The sequence below is a fragment of the Gracilibacillus massiliensis genome (assembly GCF_001458115.1).
Lineage (GTDB): Bacteria > Bacillota > Bacilli > Bacillales > Amphibacillaceae > Gracilibacillus > Gracilibacillus massiliensis.
On the sequence record NZ_CZRP01000013.1, the window covers coordinates 1,289,632 to 1,309,031 of the forward strand.

At 37.2% G+C, this 19,400-nt stretch carries 14 protein-coding genes; 2 read left to right on the forward strand and 12 right to left on the reverse strand.

Going from position 1 to position 19,400, the window contains the following annotated elements; all coding sequences use genetic code 11:
• The first annotated feature begins 302 nt into the window (after positions 1–302).
• Entirely contained in the window at positions 303–482 is a 180-nt protein-coding gene (locus tag BN3107_RS17910; protein ID WP_058308986.1) for a DnaJ-like cysteine-rich domain-containing protein, read from the forward strand.
• A gap of 95 nt (positions 483–577) precedes the next feature.
• Here the strand turns inward: BN3107_RS17910 and BN3107_RS17915 are convergent, their stop codons facing one another.
• The 4 genes from BN3107_RS17915 to BN3107_RS17930 all read right to left on the reverse strand — a co-directional run bounded on the left by BN3107_RS17915 (position 578) and on the right by BN3107_RS17930 (position 8,253).
• Positions 578–2,626 (reverse strand): catalase, encoded by a 2,049-nt coding sequence (locus BN3107_RS17915; RefSeq protein WP_058308987.1) that lies wholly within the window; start codon positions 2,624–2,626, stop codon positions 578–580.
• Positions 2,627–2,895: 269 nt separating this feature from the next.
• On the reverse strand, positions 2,896–4,560 hold the full coding sequence (locus tag BN3107_RS17920; RefSeq protein WP_231735395.1) for an ABC1 kinase family protein: 1,665 nt from the start codon (positions 4,558–4,560) through the stop codon (positions 2,896–2,898).
• A 53-nt stretch (positions 4,561–4,613) separates the two neighbouring features.
• Complete coding sequence (locus tag BN3107_RS17925) at positions 4,614–4,916, reverse strand: phasin family protein (protein ID WP_058308988.1); 303 nt, start codon at positions 4,914–4,916, stop codon at positions 4,614–4,616.
• Between the two features lie 97 nt (positions 4,917–5,013).
• Positions 5,014–8,253, reverse strand: a complete 3,240-nt coding sequence (locus tag BN3107_RS17930; protein ID WP_058308989.1) for a glycosyl hydrolase 53 family protein — start codon at positions 8,251–8,253, stop codon at positions 5,014–5,016.
• Positions 8,254–8,526: 273 nt separating this feature from the next.
• Between BN3107_RS17930 and BN3107_RS17935 the strand changes: the two genes are divergently transcribed.
• Complete coding sequence (locus tag BN3107_RS17935; protein WP_058308990.1) at positions 8,527–9,693, forward strand: DUF4317 domain-containing protein; 1,167 nt, start codon at positions 8,527–8,529, stop codon at positions 9,691–9,693.
• A gap of 118 nt (positions 9,694–9,811) precedes the next feature.
• Here the strand turns inward: BN3107_RS17935 and BN3107_RS17940 are convergent, their stop codons facing one another.
• The 8 genes from BN3107_RS17940 to BN3107_RS17970 all read right to left on the reverse strand — a co-directional run bounded on the left by BN3107_RS17940 (position 9,812) and on the right by BN3107_RS17970 (position 19,328).
• A complete protein-coding gene (locus BN3107_RS17940) occupies positions 9,812–11,194 on the reverse strand; it encodes an NAD-dependent malic enzyme (protein ID WP_058308991.1) in 1,383 nt (460 codons plus the stop codon).
• Between the two features lie 136 nt (positions 11,195–11,330).
• Positions 11,331–11,504, reverse strand: coding sequence for a hypothetical protein (locus tag BN3107_RS20045; protein WP_187371043.1), 174 nt, complete (start codon positions 11,502–11,504; stop codon positions 11,331–11,333).
• Between the two features lie 116 nt (positions 11,505–11,620).
• The gene (locus tag BN3107_RS17945) at positions 11,621–12,799 is read right to left on the reverse strand and encodes an aminotransferase-like domain-containing protein (RefSeq protein WP_058308992.1); all 1,179 of its coding nucleotides are present in this window, start codon (positions 12,797–12,799) and stop codon (positions 11,621–11,623) included.
• A gap of 78 nt (positions 12,800–12,877) precedes the next feature.
• Complete coding sequence (locus tag BN3107_RS17950; RefSeq protein ID WP_058308993.1) at positions 12,878–14,230, reverse strand: YjiH family protein; 1,353 nt, start codon at positions 14,228–14,230, stop codon at positions 12,878–12,880.
• 101 nt (positions 14,231–14,331) lie between these two features.
• On the reverse strand, positions 14,332–15,057 hold the full coding sequence (locus BN3107_RS17955) for an RQC-minor-1 family DNA-binding protein (RefSeq protein WP_231735397.1): 726 nt from the start codon (positions 15,055–15,057) through the stop codon (positions 14,332–14,334).
• Positions 15,058–15,147: 90 nt separating this feature from the next.
• Complete coding sequence (locus tag BN3107_RS17960; RefSeq protein ID WP_058308994.1) at positions 15,148–15,660, reverse strand: acyl-CoA thioesterase; 513 nt, start codon at positions 15,658–15,660, stop codon at positions 15,148–15,150.
• Positions 15,661–15,734: 74 nt separating this feature from the next.
• Positions 15,735–16,028 carry a hypothetical protein gene (locus BN3107_RS17965; RefSeq protein WP_058308995.1) on the reverse strand — a complete coding sequence of 98 codons (294 nt, stop codon included), beginning with the start codon at positions 16,026–16,028 and terminating at the stop codon, positions 15,735–15,737.
• Between the two features lie 99 nt (positions 16,029–16,127).
• Positions 16,128–19,328 (reverse strand): DEAD/DEAH box helicase, encoded by a 3,201-nt coding sequence (locus BN3107_RS17970; RefSeq protein WP_058308996.1) that lies wholly within the window; start codon positions 19,326–19,328, stop codon positions 16,128–16,130.
• Positions 19,329–19,400: the final 72 nt, after the last annotated feature.

Here is a 19,400-nt window from a genome sequence, read left to right on the forward strand (position 1 = left end):
TGTTGTAAGTAAAATAAAAGATTATCAGTAGAGTTTTTTAACACCCAGAATATGAGAGAAGTTATCATGAAAAAGGCGCCTTAAGAGCTTTAAAGAGAATGGAGTACATGGTATACTTTTGATAGAGGTTGTAAAAATAACCCAGTTCTTATGTTGCTGCGCTTCTAATTATCAGGGCATTAATTCATTTTTCTATATATTAATGCACAAGGAGCTTGCGTAGGATAAGCAACTTGCACCATGTCTTACCTATAGCCTTATCTAAATATCTGTTGCTCCAAAAAATTTGAGGAGGAATTATTATGAGATGTAAAAGCTGTAGTGGAGAAGGTTTAGTGCGTTGTTCAGACTGTTCTGGCGAAGGAATTGACTATGGAATTCACAAATGTGAAACATGTAGTGGCGAAGGAGAATTAGCTTGCTCAACATGTGAAGGAACTGGGAAAATTGGTCTGTTGGATAAATTAAAATCTAAAGCTTAGTATATTTTCAAAAAAATCTGCAGTTGTCTCACTTTTTTCAACAATGACTGCAGATTTTTTTGTGCTATAAACTTATGATCATCTTTATTTATTATTTACAATACTTTACGGTTCCAATGTCTATGGGCAGCAATTGCTTCTATAAACTCTTCAGTAAAGTTATCGGATTTAGTCCCCCTTACTACGCCAGGACTATCTTTCATCTCATCTACTTCCAAAAGCTTTTCTCCTTCTGCGGTAGCCGCTAAAGGTTTAAAATGGACAAAGGCTTCATGTATAAACAAAGCTGCTTTTTTATAAAAAGGCTTATCTTCTTTCGAGCCCACTACATATACTGCATCAAAAAGAACTGAATCTGCTGTCAAAAAGGTATGGTTTACTTTATATTCTGCCCCATTCATACCTATTACTTTTCCAAGCTTATCACTTACTATTTCTGTTTTTATACCTTTTTGATTCAATCGATTAATAACCTTATCAGTCTCTGCATCCTGAAATCCACCTCCCATAAGGACAGCTACCTTTCGGGTGGCAACTGAGTGTACTGTGTTTTCTTGACTCAGTGCAGGGGAGGTTTTAATTATATCATTTTCTTTATGTTCTGGAGGTTCGACCCCTATTGCATCAGCAAAGCTCTTTGCTAGATCAGAACTTACATTAGTAAACATATCAACTATTTGTTCTTGAACAGATCTACTCTCTACTTTACCCAATTCAAAACTAAATGCATTGATAATGTGTTCTTTCTCAGCATCACTCATACTGTTCCAAAAAAGGGTTGCCTGAGAAAAGTGATCTTTAAAACTCTCACTTCGTGCTCGAACTTTGTGTCCTTCAACTTTCTCCTGATAATGTTTGAATCCCCCTTGATCTTCAGGAGTTGTTTCAGGTGTATTCTGAGCAAGTGAGTTATTATGATAACTTACTGGACCTCGATTGATAGTCTGTCTACCATAACCATCTCTTTGATTGTTATGGAAGGGACAAACAGGACGATTAATTGGTAATTCGTGAAAATTAGGTCCACCTAAACGTATTAATTGAGTATCTGTATATGAGAAGAGACGACCTTGTAACAAAGGATCATTGGAAAAGTCAATACCTGGCACAACATGTCCCGGGTGAAAGGCGACTTGTTCTGTTTCAGCAAATACGTTATCAACATTTCGATTTAATGTCATTTTACCTACAATCTTTACCGGAACGTCTTCTTCTGGCCATAGCTTTGTCGGATCTAATAGATCGAAATCAAATCTGAATTCATCCTCCTCAGAAATCAATTGGACACCTAATTCATATTCGGGATAATCTCCATTTTCAATTGCATCCCACAGGTCCCCACGGTGGAAGTCAGGATCCTTTCCATTTATTTTTTGTGCTTCATCCCATACGACCGAATGAGTACCTAGTACAGGTTTCCAATGGAATTTAACGAAATGGGATTTGCCTTCTTCATTCACAAAACGAAAGGTATGTACACCGAAACCTTCCATCATTCTAAAGCTACGTGGAATCGCCCTGTCTGACATCGCCCACATTACCATATGAGCGGATTCCTGATTGTTAGCTATAAAATCCCAAAAAGTGTCATGTGCTGATGCGGCCTGTGGCATTTCATTATGTGGTTCAGGCTTTAAAGCATGTACTAAATCGGGGAATTTTATTGCATCCTGAATAAAAAAGACTGGAATATTGTTACCTACCAAATCATAGTTTCCTTGATCCGTATAAAATTTTGTAGAAAAACCTCTGGCATCTCTAGCTAATTCACCAGAACCTTTGCTACCTGCTACTGTTGAGAACCTCACAAATACAGGAGTTGTTTTAGATGGATCATTTAAAAAATCCGCTTTTGTGAATTCTTTCATTGATTCATAAACTTGAAACTCACCATGTGCGGCAAACCCTCTAGCATGGACAATGCGTTCGGGAATACGTTCATGATCAAAATGTGTCATCTTTTCTCTGAAATGGAAATCTTCCATTAGAGTAGGTCCACGTTCACCAGCTTTTAAGGAAAATTCATCTTCTTCCACTTTCACACCTTGATTGGTTGTCATCTTCTTACCTCGATCATCAGATGTAAACTGTTCTAATTGTTCCTCTTTACTAGTACCACCATTCACGTTATGTTTTTTCTTCAATTATACTCCTCCTTGTGAAGATTGAATTCTCACTACAGAAACCTTTTCCCATTTTAACCATAATAAAACATTTAATTTTAATAATTTGAAATTAAACAAATGCAGTTTAGAATTCTTACACTTGTGGATTCTCGAAAACCAGTCGACTAATCCTCTAGTTATACCAACTGCTGGTTCTGAGGGTTCGAAGCTAGACATACACCACTTATTATATGCTTTCTCCCTACATAAAAAGGAGTAAATGGCATGTAAACCACTTACTCCTACATTCAAAAACGACCAGATCTAAATATCGAATAAATTAACCAGGCGAACATTAACATCGCTATGACAAAGCCGATTTCGATCGCTGGTATTTCCCATAATAATGAAGATTGTCTCCCTAAAGCGGAACCTATAATCAGACCAACCATTATTAAACTAAATGCTAATAATACAATACTAAATGATAACCGGTTACTAACACGATCTAACTTGTCGAAAAACGAGTTTGCTGCAGGAATCGAGATTTCGATTGGCAATTTCCGTTTCTTTACGATAGCAGTTAATTCCTGGACGATTTCTGGCATATCATGCAATACATCACTGTAATCATTCAATTGATCGTAGATGTCCTCGGCAATTTTTTTAGGATGGTACCTTTCTTTGATCAACTCCCTACCAAACGGTTCGGCTGCATCCATGATACTAAGGTCTGGCGCTAAGGGCTCCACTACCCCTTCCATCGTTAATAATGTTTTACCGACAAGTGTTAAATCAGTGGGAATAGTTATTTTGTGCTCATTTGCAATGAAGAACAAGTCTGTAATAGCCTCACCTAAACTCATTTCACTTAATGGAATGTCATAATATTTAATAATAAACTTATCAATATCTCCTTGCAGTTCATGCTTATTAACTTCTTCTGGTACAACACCCATCTTGGTAATAGCCCTGATCATAGCTTGTGAATCTTGCTTCACTGTTGCGATGATTAAAGATGCCAAATGTCTTTTCATGTCTTCAGATAAGCGTCCTGCCATTCCAAAATCCATCAAAGCAATTCTGTCACCAGGTATTGCTAAAATATTTCCGATGTGGGGATCCGCGTGAAAGAAACCATCTTTAAAAATTTGATAAAAAATAGTTTGTACGACTGTCTCTGCTAACCTTTCTGTATCATATCCATTCTTTTCTAAATTGCCATAATCATTTAGTTTGATACCCTCTATAAATTCCATCGTTAATATGCTATCCGTACTATATTCCCAATATATAGATGGTATCGAAACATCTTTGTCATCTTTAAATTGTCTTGCCATTAAGTCTGCATTTCTACCCTCATTAACGAAGTCTAATTCTTCTTTTATTGCTTTAGAGAATTCGTTGGCAATATCCGAAACTTGATATCGCTCTGCCCATTTCAGCCGCTGTTCTGCTCGTATAGCTAGTTCATGTAATATTTCCAAATCTGTATGTATAACTTTCTCTACGTTGGGCCGTTTGACTTTAATCGCTACCTTTTCTCCTGATATCAATGTTGCTTTATGCACTTGTCCAATAGAGGCAACACCTAAAGGTTTCTCCTCTACATCTTTAAAAAACTCTTCGAGCGGCGAACCGAGCTCTCCTTCGATAATAAGGCGTACTTTTTCAAAAGGGACAGGAGATAGCTGATCTTGCAGCATTTCTAATTCCTTTATAACATCAGGTGGAATAAGATCTGGACGTGTACTTGCCATTTGTCCCATTTTGATAAATGTTGGACCTAATTCTTCTAAAAAGGAGCGCATTCTTTGTCCAACTGATTTCGTTGTCTTCTCTTGTTCTCGCTTTACTATTAACCTTCTAGGCAGGGGAAACAATTGATCCATCCCAAGTTCTTTGACAATATAACCAAATCCATTTCTTGAAAATGCAACTGCTATTTCTCTGTATCGCTGAATATGTCTCATTTGTTTCCTGAAAATAATAATCCCCCCCTTTTTTCAATGAATGGCATGATAGCCTATTCTTTTTCTCTCAGTTGGTTTTCCAATTGTGTAATTCGTTGTTCTAATGCACGTAAATCTCTTTTAGTCACAACTTCTAACTCTTCCAACAACTTATTAACTCTTTCTTTCATCATGTCATCGATGTAATTTTTGCTTTCTTCTCCTTTTCGTTCCCAATCTTGAAAAATACCATCTGATTCTTCCCTGGATAATTCTCCTTTTTTCATTAATTCATCAATCACTTTTTCTGCTTGTTCTTTGCTTAATGTAGCCAATCCAAGGCCAAGGGTCATTCCTTTTTTAAATGTGTCACGCATCGCTCTTACCTCCTAAACGTTGTTTTAGTTAGTTTTACCCTATTTAAAGAATGTAAAAACACCCTTTAGTATTATCCTGACTAAAGGGTGTTTTTGATTAATCTTGTTTTCGTTTACGGATTAAAAGAATAGTTGATAAACCAATCAACAGAAACGCAGTGCCCAACATTAACCAATTATATTGGCTAGTTGCTGTATCTGGTAGCCTATCGCCACTTGAATCCTCTTCAAATACTCCATATATACTAAAATGATCGACTTCAGACACAATCTCACCAGTATCTTTATCAATAGAGACAATGGTTGCTTCCTCTTTCTTTTCACCATTTTCATCAATATAGTATACTTTTACATTATTCCAATTCTTTACTTTATCTGGATCTATTGTAAAGGTTAAGGTAACTGGCGTATCAAAGTTAATTGTTTCGCCACCTGCAGTTAACGTAAAATCGATTAAAGTACTTAAACTGTCAGCATGTGCTGAAATAATATCTGATGATACCTTTCCAAAGCTAAACTGAATATCACCTTTTCCTTTTAAAATAGAAACTGGAAGACTTACTTTTATATCGTTTTTCGTCAGTTCAATTTGGGCTTCATCGTCCAGTTGATTAATAACCTCTTTACTTATCGAGGTACTACGTGCTTCCTTCGTTGTTTTATAAGTGTTCTTAGCTGCTTTTTCTAATTGCTTAGCATCAGTAATTTTGACCTCAACCGTTTCTTCATTCTCAATTTCTTTATCTTTTTCATTATCGGTGTCAGTTGAATCGTCTGTATTTGAATCTGAATTTTCATTCTCTTTATCAGATGAATTATCAGAACTATTATCATCGCTGTTATCTGAATCCTCATCTTTTGGCTCTTCTGGGGCTTGATAATCTTTTACCTTATACAAGTAAAAATCATCTAACGTTCCCCAGGCACCTGCGTTTGCTTTAATCGTTGCTCCGATCGTAATCGTACCATCGGTAACTAATATTTCTTCAAGTTTGCTCTCCACCCAGTTTGCCCATCCATCAACATGAGTAGCTGTGCTAAATTCGTCGTCATTGGTAGTGGCAAATAGTTTCATATCAGACTCTTCTGCATCTCCGCCTTGGATGAACATGGATAGATTATAGTATCCAGGTTCTAAATCGGTGATGGTTTGTTGCACTTTAAAATCTACTGGTGAATCTGAATAAAAATGCAATGAATAATCACCTGTACGTGAATCAGCTTTATTATCCTGTACAGACGCATGTGATGATACCCCGTTTGGAAATGCAATATCCCACATATCTGTATCACTATTTTCAAAACTTGGATTAAGGACGAAATTTTCGGCTTGAATAGATAGAGTTACTTTTACCGAATGATCACCTTCTACCGTACCATCAATAACATAGGAACCTTCGCCATTTTCAATAGCTTGTTCCAATTGTTCTTCGTTCCAAGTAACATCAACTTCTTTTTCACTGCCATCGTTATACATAGCCGTAACAGTCTCAGGTAATCTGACTTCTTCACCTAGTGTGACCGATAAAGAGACATTATTCACTTGATCAATGGCTAACGGCGCTTTAGCTCCTGTATCCACATACTTAAATATATTTAAGGACGGGAGTGGGTGACCACGAAAATCGAATAACGCTTGATTATCAACTGCACTACCACCATACCATTCACCAGCATCATGGGGATCATATTCTGCCGCATAGCTTGTTGCCCATCCAGATCCATACTCTTCCCATATCTGCTTATTTTGGTCATGATCGATATTATCTGGATTTCCTACAGGTAGCCATGCCGGTTCCCAATAGAAGACACCGATACCAGCATCGCCCACATTTGCCACTGCTTCAAAGACATCACGGACAGCCGTTGCTTGACCTTGGACAGTTACTGGATAATTGATCGTTTGTCCAGAATCCTGTGGAGCGGTATTCCCATGACCGTCCCCATCTTCTTCTGTATACGTATAAGATGTTTCTGCGACCATCACTTGCTTATCATAGTTATCAGCGACGTTTTTTAATACAGAAGTTAAATTGTCTAAAGTTCCATGCCAGAATGGATAGTAAGAACTAGCAAACACATCATAATCTACTTGATTATCCTCCAAAGTTTGCGCAAGAGTTTCATAGCGCCCAGCCGATTCTGGATTGGTAAAATGTAAGGCAACTAATATATTGTCATCTATTTCTTTTATCGCTTTGCTGCCCTCATTAAATAATTGTGATATTTTATCCCAATCATCTTCTCCTGCCAATTTACTATTTGTCTCATTTCCGACCTGTACCATACCAATATCGATACCTGCATCGATCATTTGTTGCAAACTGTTTTTGGTGTAATCGTACAATGCCGATTTTTTATCTTCGAAGTTTAAATCTTTCCAATCCTTTGGTGCCTGCTGTTTTGCTGGATCCGCCCAAAAGTCGGAATAATGGAAGTCAACAAGTACTTTCATTCCATTCTCTGTTGCTCGTTTTCCTATTTCAATCGCTTTATCGATGTCATTATTTCCACCACCATAACCATTACCATCATCATCGTATGGATCATTCCAAACACGTACGCGAACATAATTGACACCCGAATCGGCTAATGTCGTAAATATATCTTGTTCTGCGCCTTCTTCACTATAGAAATTAACGCCACTTTCTTCTAATGCTAGAATACTGGAAACGTCCACACCTTTGATGAAATCATCATCAAGACCTGGTACTTTTTCGACAAAAATATCTGCTTCCACTGGATCTGTATCTTGTTCTTCTGATTCATCTTCGTCTGCACTATCTAAGGCAATTAAACGAAAACTATCCAAATATCCCCAACCAGCAGAATCTCCAGAGGCATTCACTCCAACCTCAACTGTTTCATAGTCTTCTTCAACTTCAAATTGAATGCTTATCTCTTGCCAATCATCCCAACCGTTTGTTGCTACAGTTCCTGATGAATGTGAACCAGCAAATAATTCAATATTGCCTGCTAATTCATCTGCTCCACCCATCGATTGTACAGATAATTGATAACTACCCGCTGATAAGCTGTCCAATGATTGACTAAGTGTAAAAGTTTGGCTTCCAAATCCTTCATTTACAAAATAATTAAATGAATAATTCCCTGAATTTGCAGCATCTGCTTTTACTGCATTTATAGCTACTGCGTCCCAATCGATAGGATCTATTTCCCATGAGCCATCTTCAAATAAATCGCTTTCAAATCCCCCATTAACTATTAAATTATCTTCTGCATTAGCTTCCACTTCTATTAAATTGTTAAATGAGAAAGTACTAACAATAAGAACTATTGCGACTATTAATACTCCGATCTTTTTTATAAAGTTCATCTTAACCTTCCTTTCACCCTTTTATTCTTTTCATCTGAAGATGTACAATCTAGTTGAGAAGAAATACTAAACAGCCTCCTTCTTTATAAATTAATTTTATAAACTTTTCACACTCTATATTATAAAGCGGTTTCATTATGATTTATATATTAAATTATTCGTCATAAGTTTCAGAAAACGAAACGGTTCTCTATTATTTTCTCTTCACCATGCTAATCTGTATGTTAAAATATGAAAAGCGATATAAAAGATGGAAGTAGGAGTGAAATAAGCATGAACAAAAAAGATATAGCCAGTATTCGAAAAGAATTTAAAATAGATAATGATCGTATGAAAATTAATGAGATATTTAACGTCTATATTATGAAAGAATCCAGTGACATTTATCATCAACAGAGCCAAGTCTTTAGCATGCTGGATCAAGATGAGCAAGAATTATTTATGACGAATTTTAAAAAAGTCTTAACGGGTCAGCTTGATGAAAAATTGTTTGAATTAAAATTCCAATCAGACGTCGATAATCCGACCCAACTTATTTTACATAAAGGATTGCTTACTGCTGAGAGTGAAGATTGGAAAGAGCAAATGCTTCAAATTGTAGAGAAAATGTTGCAAGACAGACTTTATGAGATGGATATCGTCATCACTTTTATTCGCGGAGAATACGTAAAACCGGCCAAGCGTAAAAATGAAGAGTCTGAAGAAAGTGAACTTGATTCGGTTTATTCCCATTCTTTTATTCTTGGCAGTATTAATAAAACACAAGATCCCAAAAAGGAACTGCATTTTGACTATGTCGAAAAACAATTCAAATACAACGTGGTGGTCGACCCTGTGATTAATTTAAACGCACCAATCGGAGGATTCCTATTCCCTTGTTTCACCGATAATGCAGCAGACGTCAACCATATACTTTACGCAGCAGGGAAGGCCAATGAACCGGATGAAGGATTTGTTGAAGATGTCCTAAACGCGGAAGAAACGATGACAGCAAAGGAAGACAAAATAGTTTTCGAAGAAGTGGTTCGTGATGCGGTAGGACACCAAATTAATTCTTCAACCCTTGCTAATGTATATGAAGAAATCCACCGAATGACAGAAGATAACGAAGAGGAAGAAACACCGACTTTAGATTATAAAGATGTCGAACGTGTGTTGAAATCCAGTGGTGTAGAAGAGGTCGATACTGAAAAAATGGAAACAGCTTTTAAAAATGTAATTGACGATACGAGCTATGAATTGAAAGCACGGAATATTGTACCTAAGTATAACTCTAAATCTATTAAAATAAATACGAAAGTTGCCAATATCGCAGTCAGTCCAGAAGATTTACGCCATGTAAGACAAGTACAATTAGATGGACGACGCTATTTAATGATTGAAGTGGAAGAGGACACAGTTGTAGATGGATTCACTATGATACCAGAGGCGTTTAAATAAAATCTTCGCTTATATTTTTAGTGGTGTTTGAGTTTTGGCGAGATAATAGATGTTATCTCGCCAAGAAGCACACATGTATCTATGAACATAAATTGATATTCAAAAAATTTGTCAAATGCTATATCTTCCTGGAAACTCCACTATCCATGGCTGCTTGATAAACAGCATTTCGGGCTTGTTTCACCACTTTTTCATTAAATACACCTGGAATAATATAATCTTCACTTAATTCGTCTTCATGAATCGTTGCCGCAATTGCTTTAGCTGCTGCTACTTTCATTTCATCATTAATTGCTGTTGCCTTCGCATCTAAAGCACCTCTGAATATTCCCGGAAAACATAAGAGGTTATTGACTTGGTTCGGATAGTCAGACCTTCCTGTTGCCATCACACGCACGTGTTCCTGTGCAGGAGCCGGGGAAATTTCAGGTTCAGGGTTAGCAAGGGCAAACACAATCGCATCATCTGCCATTTTTTTCAAACCTTCAACTGACAAAACACCACCACTGGATACACCAATAAAGATATCTGCACCCTCTAGAGCTGTTTCTAAAGGTCCATCTATTTGATCGGCATTCGTATTAGCTGCATACCATTGCCACATCGCATTATCATAATTGTTATTTGATGAAATAATACCTGCTTTATCTACACCTACAATATTTCCAACACCCGCTGCCATAAGCATTTTGGTTGTGGCAATACCCGCTGCCCCCACACCACATACGACAACGTTTACATCTTCTAGTCTTTTCTTAACCAACTTTAATGCATTTAGAATACCTGCTAACACAACAATAGCTGTTCCATGCTGATCATCATGATAGACTGGAATATCTAATTCTTCTTTTAAAGTGTCTTCTATTTCGAAACATTGAGGAGATGCTATATCCTCTAGATGAATTCCACCAAACCCTGGGCTGATTGCTTTAATGGTTTGTACAATTTCTTTAGGATCTTGTGTAGCGAGACTTATCGGATAGGCATTAATATTTGCAAAGCGTTTATGTAGCATCGCTTTCCCTTCAATAACAGGCATGGCCGCTTCCGGTCGAACGGTGCCCAATCCCAATACCGCAGTACCATCCGATATAATCGCTATCGTATTATTTTTTATCGTTAAATTATGTGCTAATTCTGGCTTCTCATCGATTGCACGGCTTACTCTTGCCACTTCTGGTGTATACACATGTGAAAGCTGTTCTCGGTTCTGAAGGTCCAGTTTGGGGCGAATGTCTAATTTACCACCTAAATGTATCAGAAAGGTGCGATCCGATATATGTCTGACGGTAAGTCCTTCTGTATCCTTCAATCCCTGAATGACCTTCAATTGTATCGATTCATCACTAACTTTAATCGATATATCGCGAATGGTTACATCAGGCTTTTCTTGGATGACATCAATAGCTACTAAGTCAGCCTTATGTTGATGAATTAAGGTAGCAACCTTGCCAATATTCACTTTTTTCTTTTCCATTTCAAGACGGATGATAATATGCATCGTGTGTCCTCCCTCAAATTTATAAAGTGAAACATATCTTTAACTTTCCATTTATTCCTCAAATTGAAACTTAAATCGGGGCATGATGAACGGTTATGCCGTAATTATCTCAAGCCTTCACATTTTAATAGTCTACTTATTGATCATCTAAATCATTCCTGAAATCTTTCATTTGGTAATTATTTCTCTCTTTGAAGTGTTGACCGATTACCGACGTATTTATACCTTGCCTTACCGCTGCTTTAATCACAGCATAAAGGATAAACATACCCACTACTCCATTTAATAGCACCATCATTACCAAGTCCATAACTCACACTCCTCGTAGATTATATTTCCTATTATGCCTGATTCAAACAAGCAAAGTAAATACAAAACGGAACCAAATCATTACGATGGTTCCGTTTTATCACATTGACTTATTTTTCAGATGATCTCGCTTAACTTCTTTACTCCGTCTACAATAGCTGTTGGTTCTTCATAACTAAAGGAGAGACGAAGCCACTCCTTACCATCTTGTTGATTTAGGAAAAAGTATTTGCCTGGCAAAAACGACACACCCTTCTGCGTTGCCTGCTCAAGAAGCTTCGACGTATCTTCACCAGGTACTTTCATCCATACAAAATAGCCTCCCCTTGGTACATACCATGATACAGAATCTGGCATATATTTAGCTAACGCATCGATCATCGAATCACACTTTTCTTTGTACGATTTATGTAGCAGGCTTAATTGTTTTTTTAATGGATAGTCTCTTAAGTAAGTTGACATAACCGCCTGTGCAAAGGGATGGTCTAAATCTTTCTTAAACCAAAATAACGTTTCGATTATTTCCTTTGTTGCAGCTACCCAGCCAATTCGTAATCCTGGAGCAACTACTTTTGAAAAAGACCCTAGGTAAAGGACTCGACCATCCTTGTCAAACACCTTTAACGGAGTAGGTTGGTCATCAAAGTATAGATCTCCATAAGCATCATCCTCTACAATTAGAAAATCAAACTGAGTCGCTAATTTTAAAAGATGTGTCCTCCGTTCAGCTGTCAATGTTGTTCCTGTTGGATTATGGAAGGTAGGGATTGTATATAACACTTTTGGTAGTGGAAGACCATTACCTTGTCGTTCCGTTAAAAGATCTTCCAGTTTTTCTGTTTGTAATCCGTCTTCATCAATCGGAATTTCCATAAAAGAATTTGTATAATTTTGAAAAATTTCTAAAGCTTCCATATAGGTTGGTGATTCGACTGCCACCACTGTATCTTCATCAATAAAAATCCGTGCAATCAAATCAATTGCTTGGCAAGCCCCTGCAGTAACTAGTACCTCTTCCATCGCAAACTTCATTTCACGTTCATCTAATCGTTCAATAATTTGCTGTTTTAATTGGTCCATTTTAGGAGTGCCAAGGTAATGAAGTGGCAGATCTTGTTCCTCATCAAGTAATTGGCCAACCGATTCTTTTAGTTGTTTGACTGGTACAAGACTTGGTGCAGGGAAACCTGAACTTAGACGAATACAGTCCGCTGGTATATATGGCATCCATTCACCAGGTGGATCGTTTTGTATTGCATTTTTTATATTATTGGAATAAAAAGCTTCCATCTTCATGTTTGTAATTCACCTTTCCTTTAAACAGTAAGAAGCATTGGCAATCAACCAATGCTTCTCTTTATTATGACCTATTCGTTAAAAAAATAAAAGATGTGCCATTAATGCTACCACTGGTAACGTAATAATTGTTCTTTGCAAGAAGATAATGAACAATTGGAAAAGCGAGATCGGGATCTTAGATTTTAGTAAGAGAATACCAATCTCCGACATATAAATAAGCTGTGCTAAGGACATAACCCCGATCACAAAGCGAGTCAATTCCGATTCAATCCCACTACCAATCACAGCGGGTAAGAACATATCGGCAAACCCAACAATCATCGCGGGTGCCGCTGCTTCTGCCTCTGGAATCTGTAACAATTGCAAAAATGGTATGAACGGATAAGATAAATAATTAAAAATTGGAGTTTTTTCTGCAATAATAAGTGCTATGGTTCCTAACGCCATTACGAGAGGGATCAAGGCAAACCAAATATCAATAACATTCAATACACCACTTTTGATCACACCTCGATAGCTCTTCACCTGACCTGCTTTCTCTACTGCTTTTTCGACACCCCATTTAAAACTAGATACACCGTCTGGCACGTCTTCATTTATTTGTTTTCCTGCCTTTTCGTAATACACATCCGCTTTACGTGATAACGGTGGTATTCGTGGTACGATAATAGCAGCAATTACACCTGCAACAATAACGGTCAAATAGAACTGGACAAATAAGTGATCAATACTTAAAAATCTAGCAATGACTAAACTAAAGGCAATTGACGCGATCGAAAAGTTCGTTGCTACCACTGCTGCTTCTCGTTTTGTATAATAACCAGATTCATATTGTTGGGTCGTAAGTAATACGCCTACCGTTCCACTTCCCATCCATGACGCTAACGCATCAATCGAAGAACGTCCTGGCAATTTAAATAATGGTTGCATAATTTTCCTTACGATCGTACCAATAAAATCCATCAAACCAAACTGTAATAACAGTGGCATAAATAGACAGGCAAAGAAGAACCATACCATTAAGACTGGAATTAAATCATGCAAAACGGTGCCACCTGTTGCCATTGACCAAATAAATTCTGGACCAGTTTCTGTTAATGTTAAAATCGCAAATAGTGCACCAAAGAAACGCAATATAACCCATAATAATGGAATATTAAATAAACTATCTAAAAAAGGACTTTTCTTCAAAAAAGGGATGTCTATCATCTTCGTTATTAGACTACCAATAGCAGACACACTTAAAATAATCGTCATAATTAAAGGAATATAATCCTCTAGCAGGGCTTGCAAACCATCTGCTAATACTCCTAAACCAATCGTAACCTTACCATCTACAGATATAGGAACAAGGAATAATAATACCCCAATAAGTGATGGCAACCAAAACTTTGTATATTGACCTGCTGTAAATTTAGTTGATTTCATGTTGTTCTCCCCGTTTATCATTGTTGTTCGTATTTTTTCAGCAAGTATTAATATAACACCACTTGTATATTCATGCAATATCTTTATTTGGATTCTATTTTTTACCTGTTTTCTTGATCACACTCAGGACAGAGCCTTGGGTAGCGCCATTGATTCGTAAAATACATATACCTTTCAAAAGTACGAAACGGAAAGATATTGCCGCATTTCATACATTTCAAATCGACATCTCTAGGGTTCCTACCTTTTAACAGCTCTGCTCGGATAATTTGCCAGTTCTCATCACTTTCCGTTGCTTTATTTTTAACAATATGTGAAATGGTCGCTCGGATCTCTTTTCTAACCTTCTTATAATCAATTTCTCCCCACTTTTCTAACAAGGGAATGAATCTTCTTTCTCCAGTTTCCTTGATTTTATCTAAAAGTATAAGAATCATACCTCGATTACGGTCTTTAAGGTAAGTCATGTCATGAGAGAAATCGTCTTGCTCGATCCATTGATACCATTCCGCTAAAATTTCGTCCGCTCTTTGATCTCTTTCCAACTCCCACCCTCGATCTGTAAACACAATCATCGGGAGCCTTCCAGAGTATTGAATTTCTAAAAAATCGTGTTTGATCATCCAGTCGATTTTTTCAATAACTTCTGCGAGGCTTAGTTTATGAAAATAACCATAAACTGGACACTTGTCTAAATGAAGTGCTAAAAGCTTCTTTTCCTTGGAACCTTTTAATATTTTTGCGAGGAGATTTCGACCGCCTTCTCCAATCAATTCATCAGCCGCTCGTAAAATCGCCATAATTTCAGGTTCTGTTAATTTTTTCACGTTATCACCTGATTCATTTTTTAACTACAGTATACTGATTGATGGCGATTTTGTCGAAAATTCTACAGAAAGTAACCCTAACAGCAAATTTTATTCCCAGGGTTTTTTCATAGGAATAAAACTTGCTAATTCCTTGCTTGCCTTTCTTCGTTTTTTTCGCTCTTCCACCCTAATTTTAGCAGTTTCATGTAAATGCTTTTCCTCCTCTGTTTCCGGTATAACTTTGCGAACAGGAACGGATTGTCCGTCTTCATCTACTGCAACAAAAGTTAAAAATGCGGTAGCTGCAATTGTTCGTTCTCCTGTGATTAGATTTTCTGCCAAGACTTTGACAAATACCTCCATCGAGCTGGTACCTGTCCATGTAACAAATGATTCTAAACAGACGGACTGATTTGTGCGAATTGGTGCTAAGAAATCTACGGAGTCCGTTGAGGCGGTAACAACAAGACTTCTGGCATGTCGCATCGCAGATACAGAAGCAATATCATCAATATAACTCATTAATTTCCCGCCAAAAAGGGTTCCATGATTGTTCGTATCCGGTGGAAACACATGACTAACTTTCACGGCTAAGGTTTCTTTTATCTTAGAATCTCTCATAACCATCACCTTTCTCAAATATATATCGGGAGACTTCTGGGGTATTATACAAAAATGTTTCACCGCGACCATTATCACGGTGAAATATTGTCTTGCCCTGCTTTTACATTCACTAGTGCTCTTTGTAAAGTATGTTGGCATTCTTCTACGCGAACTTGTGCTTCAAAAAGCGGTTCCGTCGAGGTACCACTTCCGTTTATCGCTTTTCCTCGTGCATCTTGAATTTGACCTTGTACCTCACGTAATTGTTGCTGCAATTCTTCAATCACTTGAGAGTCTGCAGAATTTCGAGCGTTACGTGTTGCTTCTTCTAATTGTAAGGATGTTTTTGCTAACTGTTCGATTTCATGACCGTTTTGAATTGGCATATAGATTCCTCCCTATTTTTTCATCCCTTATCATTTACAAAAATGAAAAATCTACTCATAGAGAAATAAATAAGTAGCAACCTGTAAGGCTGCTACTCTTTAGACCATTAATATCTCTTTAATATCTTCATCAGTGAGTGTTGATAGCGTGTGTGCTTTCGTATCAACGATCTCTTCTATGAGATGTTTCTTTTTCTCTTGCAGTGCATTCATTTTTTCCTCAATAGTACCATGGGCAACTAATTTGATCACCTGCACCTCATTCTGTTGACCTATTCTATGTGCACGGTCAGCAGCTTGTGCCTCGACTGCCGGATTCCACCAAATATCGTATAAGATTACCGTATCGGCACCAGTTAAATTAAGACCTGTACCACCAGCCTTCAAGGAAATTAAAAACAAGTCTCGCTCTCCTTCATTAAACCGATGACACGTTTCCACTCGTTCCTCTGATGGAGTTTGCCCATCAAGGTAAAAGAAAGAAAGTCCTTGTCTTGCTAATTCATTTCCAATCAACTTCAGCATTTTGGTGAATTGTGAAAAAATCAGTACCCTTCTTCCTGCAAGTTGTGATTCTTCTAAGATTTGTTTCAATTGTTCAAATTTAGCCGATTCTCCTTTATATCCATCTACAAATAGCGATGGATGACAACAGATCTGTCGTAATCGGGTTAACCCAGCAAGAATTTTAATGCGATTTTTTCGTAATGTATCTTTATCTAAGTGCTTTAACGTATCATGTCTTAATTTCGCCAAATAGGCGGCATATAATTTCTTTTGTTCAGGAAGTAATTCCATGGATTCTATCGATTCTATTTTCTTAGGAAGTTCTTCAAGTACATCTTCTTTTTTTCTGCGCAGCATAAAAGGACGCACTCTTCTAGATATTTTCGACCTTGTTAAGTTACTAAATTCTTTTAATCCAAGGAAAAGTTCAGGTAATACTACATAATAGATCGACCATAGTTCTTCCAATGAATTCTCTACTGGAGTGCCCGTCAAAGCAAATCGATAGTCAGCTTCTATTTTCTTCACTGCTTTTGCTGTTAGGGTGTGCGGATTCTTAAAAGCCTGTGCCTCATCAAAAATAGCAGTATGAAAGGTTTGCTTAGCATACCAGTCGATATCTCTACGCAACAGTGGATAGGAAGTAATAATCACATCGATACCCTTTATTTCATTTTGTAAAAGCTTGCGTTCCACTTTCGTACCATCGATAATGATCACATTCAGATTCGGAGCAAATCTACTCATTTCATTGAACCAATTATAAGTCAACGAAGAGGGACACACGATTAATGCTGGACGTTGCTGCCCTCGAATATCTTCAAGTTCTGACAAAATAAATGCGATGCTTTGTATGGTTTTTCCTAATCCCATATCATCTGCAAGGACCCCGCCAAATCGATAGCTCGCCATTGTTTTCATCCATCTGTAGCCATGTTTTTGATAGTCCCTCAATACCGTTGATAATCCTTCCGGGACCTCATATGCTTCTTCGTTTGGATTTTTAAGTTTGTCTAAAAAGGTTCGGAATGTTTCTTCTATTGTAAAAGTGTTGCGATCATCGACAACATCTAGTAACCTTAGACCTTTAATAATTGGTACCTGCAGGCCGTTTTCCAGGTCATCATCTTGAGCAGGAACGGTATTTAAAAAACGTCTAATTTCTTCAAATTCTTTTGTTTCCAAAGACATCAACGATCCATTACGCAATCGATAGTATTTGCGCTTTTCTTCTAGCGCCTGTAACAGTTCTCGAATATCCTGATCTGGAATACCCTGCATTTCAAACTTAAATTCAAGCCAATTTGTTCTTTCTCTTCTTAATTTCACCCTGATTTTCGGATGGGATTTCTCTCTGAAAATTCGATTTCTTACAGCAGTAGTGGCATATATTTGGACAAGACCTTGCAATTCAGGTATAAAATGTTGTAAGAATTCATATTCCAATTCTTCATTATGGATAAAATAACCGCCTTCTGTTTTGGCAAAGCCACTGTTATCCATCAACTTCAATATCTCATTTTCCTTCTCTGTATCGCGAACTAGCATAGGCACGTTAGTTATTTCGTCCTGTTCCAATGGATGAATGATAATAGACTCGTAATGAAATTCAAGACCGGCGAGCAGACGGTTTTTGACTCGGTCGAGATACAGCTTTGCAATTAACGGCGTTTTTTCAAATTGGTCTCTTATTGTACGAGCTAATGTTACCTCTCCCAACTTTCTCAAACCTGGAACAACTTTTTCCATGTAAGCATTCATTTGTTCTGGCGGAATCGGAATTCGGTCTGTTCTTGATGTAGTCAGCATCTGCTTAAGATTGGACAATTGTTCGTTTTGTTCTTTATCCAACTTCATTAATTTTCCATTATGTAAAACAAGACGATATGCATTCATTACAACCATCTTGTTCAATCCTTTTATTTTCAGTTCAACTTCCCCTTCATCCGTTTCTGAAAAATTAAACGTTAATGGCAATGGCGCATTTATTATAGGAAGGCCCTCAAATGTTTTGCCTTGATGTTCTAATTTCACAAGTGGTGCAGTTGTTAGAAGAGGAATTAGTCGTTCTCCTGAAGATGGTGGCACTAATAAAATATCTGTATCGATAGCTTCATCCGCTTGTTCTAGAGCATCAAGATAAATTTGCTCATCTCGTATTACATGAATTAGCTGTTGAATAACAGCATCTGTTTCTTTTTGAAAATAATGTGAAGCAGGATCATAACGAAATAACCGTGATAACTGACATGGTTGTCCCTTTTTCACTTGTGTCAGGAAATTCCGAATGTTTTTAATTTTAATCGGTCCAATATGTATTTCAATTCCGAACAGATATTGTTGTTTATCTATGGTCATGGGTTTACACGTAAATACTAAATTAAGTTGTTGACGATTTTCGAAATGACGCTGCTGACCGCTCCCGCGAGTAGGACCTTTTTGAAAAATGTTCATTAGTCCTTCCGTCAAATTTTGATTTGTAGATGTATCAACTTGAGGTATAATTCCTTTACGCTGGTATTCATGAATCATAAGCAAAACAGCTGCGATATGCTGACAATCATTTTGAAAGGAAGGCAATGTCGGACACGTACATTCCGTTCGAAAGTCTCCACCATCCTTACTTTCAATGGTGACATGGAAATCTTCTGTAGCTGCAACCGTTGCTTCACATCTATCTGAAGTATACGTTTCAATCGCTACTTTATTTGCTCGATAAAAAGCGCTTCCTCTTTTGAAGGAGATCGTTCCGCACAATTCTTTTATGATTTTCGAATTTAATTTGATGTCCATGTGCCCTGTCCCTTCCTTAATAAAGAAAAATTTATATGTATTACGCTGATATTAATTACGACTATATTATAA

Excerpts from the sequence above, each read along its gene's own strand:
- BN3107_RS17910 (WP_058308986.1), top strand. The coding sequence starts at position 303 with ATGAGATGTAAAAGCTGTAGTGGAGAAGGTTTAGTGCGTTGTTCAGAC.
- BN3107_RS17920 (WP_231735395.1), bottom strand. The coding sequence starts at position 4,560 with ATGAGACATATTCAGCGATACAGAGAAATAGCAGTTGCATTTTCAAGA.
- BN3107_RS17925 (WP_058308988.1), bottom strand. The coding sequence starts at position 4,916 with ATGCGTGACACATTTAAAAAAGGAATGACCCTTGGCCTTGGATTGGCT.
- BN3107_RS17930 (WP_058308989.1), bottom strand. The coding sequence starts at position 8,253 with ATGAACTTTATAAAAAAGATCGGAGTATTAATAGTCGCAATAGTTCTT.
- BN3107_RS17935 (WP_058308990.1), top strand. The coding sequence starts at position 8,527 with ATGAACAAAAAAGATATAGCCAGTATTCGAAAAGAATTTAAAATAGAT.
- BN3107_RS17940 (WP_058308991.1), bottom strand. The coding sequence starts at position 11,194 with ATGCATATTATCATCCGTCTTGAAATGGAAAAGAAAAAAGTGAATATT.
- BN3107_RS20045 (WP_187371043.1), bottom strand. The coding sequence starts at position 11,504 with ATGGACTTGGTAATGATGGTGCTATTAAATGGAGTAGTGGGTATGTTT.
- BN3107_RS17945 (WP_058308992.1), bottom strand. The coding sequence starts at position 12,799 with ATGAAGATGGAAGCTTTTTATTCCAATAATATAAAAAATGCAATACAA.
- BN3107_RS17950 (WP_058308993.1), bottom strand. The coding sequence starts at position 14,230 with ATGAAATCAACTAAATTTACAGCAGGTCAATATACAAAGTTTTGGTTG.
- BN3107_RS17960 (WP_058308994.1), bottom strand. The coding sequence starts at position 15,660 with ATGAGAGATTCTAAGATAAAAGAAACCTTAGCCGTGAAAGTTAGTCAT.
- BN3107_RS17965 (WP_058308995.1), bottom strand. The coding sequence starts at position 16,028 with ATGCCAATTCAAAACGGTCATGAAATCGAACAGTTAGCAAAAACATCC.
- BN3107_RS17970 (WP_058308996.1), bottom strand. The coding sequence starts at position 19,328 with ATGGACATCAAATTAAATTCGAAAATCATAAAAGAATTGTGCGGAACG.